Source organism: Bacillus cereus group sp. TH152-1LC (assembly GCF_027710505.1).
Classification (GTDB): domain Bacteria; phylum Bacillota; class Bacilli; order Bacillales; family Bacillaceae_G; genus Bacillus_A; species Bacillus_A mobilis.
Window position 1 is genome coordinate 1,102,768 of the sequence record NZ_JAQFNK010000001.1, and the last position, 9,477, is coordinate 1,112,244.

Sequence of the window (9,477 nt, forward strand, 5' to 3'; positions counted from 1 at the left end):
GGTTGTGGGAAGTATGGAAGTTCGAGGACTACATCCTAAGAAACATCATACTTACATCTTTGTAAACTTTCCGGGCGTTAAGATGAACCACTCGCCCAGCAACAATGACCAATTGCTAGAAGCGAACGAAACATCTTTATGCATCGAATTGGACAGAAGACAACAAGTAAAATCCTATTTTCTTGTAAAAGATGAGCTGATTCAATTACTTGAAACGCCTCGTAGAAGAAAAACAAAAAAGTCTTCTTTTCTAATGGTAGAACTGGTACATTCCCTACTAGGCAAAAAAGAAACAAAACGAGTTGCGCATGTACTGTCGGACGAAGCATCTATTGTACAACAAGCTACTCCTACAGGGCATGAATATGTGCTTGTTATTAACGAACAAGAAGTGGCTGTGATTGCTACTATTGAAATTAAAGAAAAAGTAGCTATGACAGCTGGAGAAAAAGAAGAGTATGCGCAGCAGATTATAACTGAAAAGCAAAATGAATCACTGAAACAGAAATCTGCGCTGCACCAATTCATTGAGTCTTACTTACGGCAAGGCGTGAAAAGCTTATATGGTTTAAGAATGCTGCAAGTCGTAGAGAAAATGAATCTAATGAGGATTATGAACGAGGAAAACAAAGGACAAGTTATAGGGCATAACCCTGCCGCATTAGAGTTTATTGGTCCGGGTGATTTTACTCCTCCACCAAGAAATACATGTACTTGCGCGTGAAAGTCAGTTTAAGGCTATTCATAGCAAAGGAGGATAAAGCAATTTATACATTTCAAGAGCACAGGCAACGGAAGCCTTCTATATATAAGAGAGAAATGAAAGGAGTGTATTTTAAAACAATTACATAAGGAGGTCAATGGACTCTTAGGAGAGGAGCTGCAACCAGGTTGTAGCTTCTTTTTTTGTCTTTTCATCCAAAATTAAGATTTAATGGTACAATCATTGAAATTGAATATTGGTAAAAAATCATAAAACAAAAGGAGAATTACTATGGAAATGACTATATCTATGGAATTAGCAGAAAAAGCTTTAACGGAGGAAGAAATTCAAAATTTGAAGAAGCTTTATGATAAAGTGGAAGCATACAAAGAAAAGTTGAAACTAAAAAAAGGTGACAAACTAAAACGTAAGCGAGATGGAAAGATTTTCACTTATGTTGATAGAGCCCCTTACGGATTCAATAATGCATATGTAGAAGAATTAGAGCATTATGTTCACTTATCTGACTTTGAAAAAGTAATAACAGACTAAATTATAGTAATAAAACCCTACCGGAAGGAAGAAAAACATGAAAGAACAATTGGAACAAACAATCAATGCTTTATCTGATGCATTTCGAAAAGAGTCTGAACAAAAATACGCTGCCTGGGCAGAAAGTATAGTGAAAGAATATCACTACTTAGATATTCAAAAACCTGAAGAGTTTTCTTTGTTGCTATCACAAACACTTGATGAACAAGCAGATTTACTTGTTCGTATAGCTCTTTCTCACATCGATATGGATAGTAGGAAAAAACACAAGCTTGAGTTTGTATATCTGCAATACCAGTTTATTGAACGCCATTTAGAGAGTATTATCTTACCATTCGAAGGACATGGTTGCTCTACGGACAAAACACGTTGGTTAATTGATACCTATGTTAAATATCTTATATCGGGTAATTTGCCGACAGTTGAAGAGAAAAAATACTGGCATCCTAAACGTGGCGAAGTTTGTGATTGGGTAGAATGGATAGATTCAATGTATGACCTTTATTATGGTAAATTCGAACAATATGCCCTAATAAAACATAAAATAATGCAATACTATAAACCAGTAAATGAATGAATGAATAACAATATAACTAATAAACATACAAAAGGTTAACAATATAAACGAAAAAGTCCCGAATCTATTAAATAGAATCGGGACTTTTTTTATTTATTTAATATTATTAATATGGAATAATAAGCCATTCCTTTAAATATAATAGATTAGATTCTACTAAAAGGGAGGGGAAAAATCTTGCCAAAAAGAACCTATATACACCAAATGTTAATCAGAACGAAACATAGTCTTAAAATCGGCATTGTAGGACCTTGTAGAGCAGGAAAATCATCAATGGTAAAAAGTCTTACAGAACAACTAATCATTCCTAATTTACATGATGATGAATTATTAAAAGAGATTCCAAATCAACTTCCTACTATACGTTCCGGTCGCGAGATTGCTACAAAAGAAACTGTGTATGTACCAAAAGAATGTGTTGAAGTAGATTTAATACCCGAAGAAAAAACTCTTATGCAAATTATTGAATTTGTAGGATGTAGAACACATGGAATGAAGGGATACGCAAATAGTAATGATTCCAATACAAATTTAGCAGAGAAAACAAATGAAAAAGGTTTGTTTGAAGAGTTATTTGAGGGTGTTCTTGAAAGCCTATTTGAAGAAAATAACTCAGTAATCACCGAGGATGATGCTTTGACGAATGAAGCAGATATTGTGTTTATAGTTACTAGTGATGGAACAATTGGTACTATCCCCCACCGCTATGCATTTGTTGATGCGGAAAGAACGTCTTTGGCTCAAGTAAAAAAACCGCACATCATGCTATTAAATTCTTCATGTCCTGAAGATGAAAAGACAAAAGAATTAGCAAGTGAACTAAATAATATGTATAAAATCCCGGTAATTCCGGTGTCTGTATGTGACTTAACAAAAGAAAAAATATATTATCTCCTGGAAGCAATGTTTTATGAGTTTCCATATGAAGAAGTTGATTTGGATATACCAGAATGGATTATAAAACTTGAAGAAACACATCCAATCCGAAAAGAAATAACAGGTTTCTTAATTGAAACAATGAAAGAATTCACATCCTATTCAAGATTAGGGAAAGTGATGCAAAAACTTTGTAGTTCTTCTTTTATTGATAAAGTTGAAGTTATTGATAATAATACAGAAGAAGGATTACTTAAACTAGAATTAACTTTATCTGCTGCACTCGAAAAACAGTACAATAGCAAAAGTAAAAAGAAACAAAATAAATCTTAATGTCCCTGGACCATTCCCCTAAATCTTGTTGGTGATGCAGTGTTCTTTACCAATAAGGTAGTAGTAGTTATTTTGATGCTTTTAAAAGGACGTAAATAAGAAAGAGCCTGCTATGATTTAAACATAACGGGTTCTTTTTTTTGAGAAATTGTATGAATTATGAAGCATATTTGACAAACCTTCAGTTAAACCCGTTCTTTTTCCCTTCCCCATTTATCTTATTTCTTTTTTATTTTTTTGAAAAAATACCATTTTTATCATACTAGATGGATTGACACAACTTTGATAATATGTAATAGGAGAAGTATCGGGTAATGTAGGAGGCTCATATTGAAAGACTTTAAAATTAAATTTAAAAATGGAAGAAAAGAATTGGAATTAGAAGCAGGTAGCATTGAAACACCTGATGAATGGCATTTTATTAAACATATTCTTTCTTCATTTGAAATTCACACAGGAGACCTAGAAATAGATACCCTACATGAAGTAAAAAAGGAAGAGAAACTTGAAACATTAAAAGAAGGATACAATACTTTGAACACTGGTGTGCAAGGTTTACATCGCCCAGTTAGCGAATTTGAGAATTCTTCTATGATTCATGCATTTCAAAAGGCTAAAGAAAAAAGCGGAGCACAAATCCTGTTAAATGAACCTCCGACTTTTAAAAATTCTTCAGCAAGCATTCGAACATACGGAGGCGTTTCTCATTATCAGTGTTATTATATTTGCCCAAAATGCTTAGATAAAAACAAAAGATATATATTACCTGATACGAAAACAATTGTTTGCAAAACATTCACTTGTGGAGAAGTTATGGATGTGCGCGATGCAACTAATAAAGGGTTTCCATATGAAGATGTATACCACAATGTCTATATCGCAGGTACCTTTGTGCGTGTAGGAGGCTCTCCTAAAACAACAGAATCACCTGCTATGTAGAGTGTTTTTTTGAAAAACACCCTTTTCGCGAGCATTGTTGTTTTGCTACAAAAAAAGACTTAGTTAAACTAAGTCTTTTAATTTTTTACTGCATATTTTTATCGTACGACGCATCAATTAGGTTGATGTAGCTGCAAGTCCTTTGACATCATTAACACGTTATGTCCTGTTTGTGCAGGTATTGTCTTTCCTACTTGAGAATCCCACCTAACAATGGTCATTACGCTTGGTGGCATTGGATTCATAGCAACAGAAGTGCCAATAACTTTTCTACCCCATTGTTTAAAATATTCTTCATTCGTTTCCACTCTTGTACCTACTGGAAATGGATGCATTAATAATCCTCCTCTAAGATGCACTTTCTTTCAAATGTTCACCTTAATTATAATTCATATCGAATAATTTTGTTGAAAACAAAAAAGTTTTGGGATTATACCACTAAATATTAATGATAATTTACAAATTAACATTATGAAGCAATTGAGTTAAAAGTTTCGCCTAAATCAAAATCAGGTTTGAACTCATATTTTGCCAATTCATAGTACATAACTTCGCTTTTTTCATGTCTTGGATTTGGAGAATCGTATGCTCTTAAAATTATATACAAATTCCCATTGATGACTACAGTATTCCCATAGCTACATTTTGTAGGGACGTCTTTTAATTCACCTATTTTTTTGCCTTTGTTATTATAAACCTTATATTTGTATCCTTCTCTGCCACCTGTTCCGTGATAAGACTGTCTTATCTTTAAATCATATTCCATTTCAATATCCATTTTAATCCCTCCATATTATCCGATTAAGAATTATAAACGACTATCCAAAAAATCTTGTATTTCTTTTGCTTGATTCGCATATACACCTTTCACATCTTCATGTTGAATTTCTGCTTCACATTCAAGCCAAACCTTTAGTTGAACTAACCACATTTCCACTTTAAATATATCTTTTGGGTCAGTGATAGGATTCATATTGTATTCCTCTTTCTTGTTTTGAAATATCAATTTAATGAAATAAGCAACTCTAATCTCCTAGCCAAATAATTATCCAGTAACTCTGGCTCCATTTTGTCTTTGTGTTTTTCTAACACATCTAGTTTTTCTGGAGTATTTACAAACCTTAGTGCGCCATACTTTCCATTTCTATCTTTAAGATTCATATTAAATCCCTTTTCTAACAGAAAATCTACTACTTCATGGTTTCTAATGTCTTGAAATAAAATGGGATAAATACGGGATTTCTCCTTTTCCAAACTGGCTCCGTGTTCTAATAATGATTTCACGATTTTTAAATTTCCGCTTTTTAAAGCTAAAAGTAGGGACGTCTCCCCCCATGCATTTTCACAATTTACCTTAGCACCTAAAGATAACAAATATTGAACTATTTCATATTCTCCGTTTCTGCAACCGCACATTAAAATAGTTTCTTTTTTATGACATTGCAAATGAATATTTGGTTCCAAATCAACAAGATACTTTAACATATCTAGCTGTCCATTTGAGGCAGCGATGTGCAAAGCAGATTTTCCCTCATTAGAAATATTTAAAATAAACGCTCCGTGTTCAATTAATAATTTTGCTATATTCTCTTCTTTAAGAATTAATGCCATTCTTAGTGCTTTTCCAAAAATAGTTTTAGTGTTTACATCTGCACCCTTGTTAATTAAATATCTAACCATTTCTAGATTCTTATAGAAAATGGCATTTCTTAATGGAGAAAATTGTTTAGAATTTATCACGTTTACATCTGCTCCATGTTCAATTAACAACTTAACGATACTGAGATTTCTTTTTTGAGAAGCCAAAATAATAGGACGGTCATGACTCCCAAAAATTGCATCTACATTAGGGTCAAATCCATAATCCAAAAGAACTTTGACTCCTTTAGTATTACCATTGTCTATTGCAACGTACAGTGCATTTTTCTTGTTTCTGTGTACCTGGTCCATTACTTGTTTCTTATGGTATCGCAAAATAAGCTCTAATTGTTTTACATATTTCTCATTCGAAGCTGCATAAATGAATAATGTTTTAAACAAACTATTTTTATATGTTAAATCAATTTCGTTGTTGATTAATTTGTTTTCAAAGTCTTCGCTCTTTAATATCTTTGAAAATTTCATAATACGTTCTCCTTTATACATTTCATTAGGATTTCCCATCATTCTTTATTCAATAGTTTGTAACAACATAGCAAACCGGAGTTCTAGATACTTTTCTAGAAGTTCGGGTTCCATTTTTTCTTTATGTTGTTCTAAAACCTCTAATTGGTCAATTGTTTTAGAGAAATGCAAAGAAGCATAGTCATTTTTATTAAATCTGTTTCTTTCGTTGATGTTCATTCCGAATTCTAAGAGAAAATTAATACTTTCACAATTTGAGACATAGTAAAAAGGATTTTCCTTTTTTATAATTTCATATAAGTTCAGACCATGTTCTAATAGTAATTGAATTAACTTTAAATTACCGTCGTTTAAAATATTTAAAATACCCATAACTTCTTTTGAAGAGGTTGCTTTGATATGTGCGCCACAAGCAATTAAGTATTCAACAACATCGTAATGTCTATGCATACAAGCTATCATAACAGGCGTTTGCCCTGCCCTATTGGGTTGATTCACCGGTATGCCACTTTGTACAAAATACTGAACCCTTTTCAGACTACCTACTTGTGCAGCTATATGGAGCGCTGATTCTTTCATTTCATTATGTACATCTACAATAAGGGCTCCAGAATCAATCAAGAGGTCGGAAAGACCATCGTTTCTATCTAATAAAGTTTTTTTCAATGCTGTTCCATGTATGCTATGAATGTTTACATCTGCACCATTGGCGATTAAAAAATTCACCATTTCCATGTTTGATTGGTAAATTGCTATCATTAATCCCGTTGTATCGTTCCCGTCTTTTTCGTTAATGTCAGCACCATATTGCAGCAGTAACTTGACCAAAATAAGATTTCTTTTTCTGATTGCTAATAGAATAGGTGTTTCTTTCCAAGCATATGATTTAACGCAATTGGGATTGGCGCCATGTTTTAATAATAACTCTACTCCAAGAACGTTTTCGTTTTCAATTGCATGAAATAATGCTGTATCAAAGCCTTCGTGTAACGCATTCTTTTTGTGTTTCAAAAGCAATTCTAAGTGTTGGATGTATTTATCAGATGTTAGTGTATAAAGAAAAAGATTTAAACCATTTTCATCACGTTCATGTAGCGGAAGTTCATCTCTAAGCATTTTATGTATAAATTCAGAATCGTTTAAAATACAATTAAAATTCATAATTACTTCCTTTCTATGTTATCCCCTAAAATTGTCATAGAAAAAGCAACGAATAATTTGATTAATCCGTTGCCTGTTAGGTTTAGCCATTTGTTGTTCCTGTTATGAATTATGATTGTTCCGCTTCTTTAAGAATACGAACATCTCTAATCAGTTCAGCGCATTTTGTTTCAAAAGAAATGACTTGGCGAATACAAAACCTAATAGCCTCTCCTTCTGTCATACCTTTAAACGATGAAAAATCTAAGGCGTCTGTATTCCCATTTCTAATTTCCTTGTCTTGTGTTTTATAAAAAGAGATATATCCTTCTGCTTCTTTTATTTCCGTTTCAATACGATTAATCTCATTCGTTATTGCTTGTAATAATAATTCTTTTTTTCTTGTCATAATAAATAACCGTCCTTCTAGATTAATCTATTTCATACTAATTCCCGAAATGATTTGTTAAACATTTCTTTTTTCGAGGAATTTCATCTACTTAACAATTATATTTATCACCATTTAAATGTCGGAATCTTATCGATTGGCTCTGACTTAAGGAGCTCATAGAAAATAGGCTTCCATAATGACATAAATCACCGTTGTAATTCCGCTACTTTCTTATGCCATTCTGTAGCAGCTTTTTATCTGTAATCGATACCCAACTTTTCTGCTTTTTTCACTATACCAAAATAGAACGTGTATTTGTATAATTTTCGAAAAAATATAAAATCCAAAATATTCCTACCATGAATATAAATCATAAATTAGTATTGTCTAGCATATCGAATTCCGTTTATTTCAATGATTTCTGGAATTTCATCATCTTCTGATTCCTTTACAACAACAACTTTTTCGTATCTTTCCACTTTGATTTTTGGAAAGTCCGGAGAATTTTTTTCAATTAATTCCATCAACCAACAATCGCCCTGATGAATGGAATCATGCAGACGTCCATCTTCATCTATTAAAACGTACTTATTTACCGTAATTTCAGAAATAAAACAAATAAAATCGTCATAAAGAACCTTGTCTCTTACTTGAAAGTTATCTGCCATCATTTTCCCTCGTTTGTTTTAATTATTTATGGATTTAATATGCTGAATCGTTTGATTTCGTAATTCCAACAAATGCTGCATTTGTTGAGGAGTTAAATGTCGTTGCTTCTTTCTTAAAAATGTATTAGTAGAAATAAACCATTCATTCAGCTGCTCTGTAGATAATTCCATATCATTCTGAATTACAGCGGCAACACACTCAAACTCTTTTCCATAACTCATCCAAGCAGAAAATAATTCCTGGTTAATTTGAATTTGGTATATTTTACTTTGTGTCATACAAGAACTTCTCCTTAAGGGAATATTATATTCGCATTGTATCATTTTGAAAATAGCTATTGTTTATTTTTCTAAATTTATTCCCATACAAAAAAGGAGCATACGCCCCTTCCTATACCTATTATTTTGTTTTAAAAGCCTTTTTGTAACCTTCAAGACCACCAAAGTCTATTAAGCCCACATTTCCGCAATTTAAACAACTATGCGGAATTGTTCCTCCAAATCCCATCGCATGGGACATGTGAGGCTTGTTTCTAACATCTTCATATGATTTTGTTTTGTCGGCTAATTCCCCAACACCATTAGGATAATACTTACCGTAATGTTGAATAGCTCCCTTATTTCCGCATTCCAGGCAAATTGCATCTTTTTCAATTGAATATAGATTGATTGACCGATTCAATTAACTCACCGCTTTCTACTAGTTCTTAATGATTAGTTTTCTTTTCTTTTCATCGCGAGAAATGGACTGATTAACGTGTATTGTGTACCAAGACCATTTCTAGAATCCAAATCACAATAATATCCTTTTATATAAGGATTAATGTGTTCATCATATTCAACCTCTGTATAGACTGTTTGATAACCATTCCCGCAATGTTCACCTAATTGTTCATATCGAAAGAATTTTATTTCATCAAATGATTCTTGTAATAGGTGATATATTTGAGAAGGAAATATTTCGCTTATATTTACATATTCCACTTCTATTTCTTCTTCTGAACCTTTATGCAAGCATAAATCATGTTTTGTGTTCAAATGAGTCATGTTTTGTATTATATGTACTGGTACGAAAGAATTGGTATCATTCATTTATTTTCACCTCTTGAGCTATTATATATTTCTAACATTTTCATATAATTTTGTTTTGTTTGCTAGTCGTTCATATCGACGA

Annotated in this window: 15 protein-coding genes; 5 read left to right on the plus strand and 10 right to left on the minus strand. The window is 32.4% G+C overall.

The annotated features are described in order from the left end of the window. The first annotated feature begins 13 nt into the window (after window positions 1–13). The 5 genes from PDL00_RS06200 (at window position 14) to PDL00_RS06220 (ending at window position 3,980) form a co-directional block, all read left to right on the plus strand. Entirely contained in the window at window positions 14–724 is a 711-nt protein-coding gene (locus PDL00_RS06200; protein ID WP_270727565.1) for a hypothetical protein, read from the plus strand. A 270-nt stretch (window positions 725–994) separates the two neighbouring features. After that, on the plus strand, window positions 995–1,255 hold the full coding sequence (locus PDL00_RS06205) for a hypothetical protein (RefSeq protein WP_270727567.1): 261 nt from the start codon (window positions 995–997) through the stop codon (window positions 1,253–1,255). A gap of 37 nt (window positions 1,256–1,292) precedes the next feature. Further along, window positions 1,293–1,832 carry a hypothetical protein gene (locus PDL00_RS06210; protein ID WP_270727570.1) on the plus strand — a complete coding sequence of 180 codons (540 nt, stop codon included), beginning with the start codon at window positions 1,293–1,295 and terminating at the stop codon, window positions 1,830–1,832. 177 nt (window positions 1,833–2,009) lie between these two features. Further along, the gene (locus PDL00_RS06215) at window positions 2,010–3,041 is read left to right on the plus strand and encodes a stage IV sporulation protein A (RefSeq protein WP_270727573.1); all 1,032 of its coding nucleotides are present in this window, start codon (window positions 2,010–2,012) and stop codon (window positions 3,039–3,041) included. Between the two features lie 330 nt (window positions 3,042–3,371). Then, window positions 3,372–3,980: a hypothetical protein gene (locus tag PDL00_RS06220; RefSeq protein ID WP_270727575.1), complete on the plus strand. Its 609-nt coding sequence runs from the start codon at window positions 3,372–3,374 to the stop codon at window positions 3,978–3,980. A gap of 113 nt (window positions 3,981–4,093) precedes the next feature. On the opposite strand, the gene PDL00_RS06225 is transcribed toward PDL00_RS06220, so the two are convergent. From PDL00_RS06225 to PDL00_RS06270, 10 genes are all read right to left on the minus strand, one after another. Further along, window positions 4,094–4,315, minus strand: a complete 222-nt coding sequence (locus PDL00_RS06225; RefSeq protein ID WP_270727578.1) for a hypothetical protein — start codon at window positions 4,313–4,315, stop codon at window positions 4,094–4,096. Window positions 4,316–4,449: 134 nt separating this feature from the next. Next, window positions 4,450–4,758 (minus strand): hypothetical protein, encoded by a 309-nt coding sequence (locus PDL00_RS06230; RefSeq protein ID WP_270727581.1) that lies wholly within the window; start codon window positions 4,756–4,758, stop codon window positions 4,450–4,452. A gap of 30 nt (window positions 4,759–4,788) precedes the next feature. Beyond that, complete coding sequence (locus PDL00_RS06235; RefSeq protein WP_270727584.1) at window positions 4,789–4,953, minus strand: hypothetical protein; 165 nt, start codon at window positions 4,951–4,953, stop codon at window positions 4,789–4,791. A gap of 29 nt (window positions 4,954–4,982) precedes the next feature. Next, complete coding sequence (locus tag PDL00_RS06240; protein ID WP_270727586.1) at window positions 4,983–6,104, minus strand: ankyrin repeat domain-containing protein; 1,122 nt, start codon at window positions 6,102–6,104, stop codon at window positions 4,983–4,985. Between the two features lie 45 nt (window positions 6,105–6,149). Further along, entirely contained in the window at window positions 6,150–7,265 is a 1,116-nt protein-coding gene (locus PDL00_RS06245) for an ankyrin repeat domain-containing protein (protein WP_270727590.1), read from the minus strand. Between the two features lie 109 nt (window positions 7,266–7,374). Continuing rightward, on the minus strand, window positions 7,375–7,653 hold the full coding sequence (locus PDL00_RS06250) for a hypothetical protein (RefSeq protein ID WP_270727593.1): 279 nt from the start codon (window positions 7,651–7,653) through the stop codon (window positions 7,375–7,377). Window positions 7,654–8,012: 359 nt separating this feature from the next. Beyond that, entirely contained in the window at window positions 8,013–8,303 is a 291-nt protein-coding gene (locus PDL00_RS06255; protein WP_098517713.1) for a hypothetical protein, read from the minus strand. 18 nt (window positions 8,304–8,321) lie between these two features. Further along, window positions 8,322–8,582 carry a hypothetical protein gene (locus PDL00_RS06260; RefSeq protein WP_098007244.1) on the minus strand — a complete coding sequence of 87 codons (261 nt, stop codon included), beginning with the start codon at window positions 8,580–8,582 and terminating at the stop codon, window positions 8,322–8,324. A 121-nt stretch (window positions 8,583–8,703) separates the two neighbouring features. Next, a complete protein-coding gene (locus tag PDL00_RS06265; protein ID WP_270727597.1) occupies window positions 8,704–8,985 on the minus strand; it encodes a hypothetical protein in 282 nt (93 codons plus the stop codon). Window positions 8,986–9,017: 32 nt separating this feature from the next. Beyond that, on the minus strand, window positions 9,018–9,395 hold the full coding sequence (locus tag PDL00_RS06270) for a hypothetical protein (protein WP_270727600.1): 378 nt from the start codon (window positions 9,393–9,395) through the stop codon (window positions 9,018–9,020). Between the last annotated feature and the right edge of the window lie 82 nt (window positions 9,396–9,477).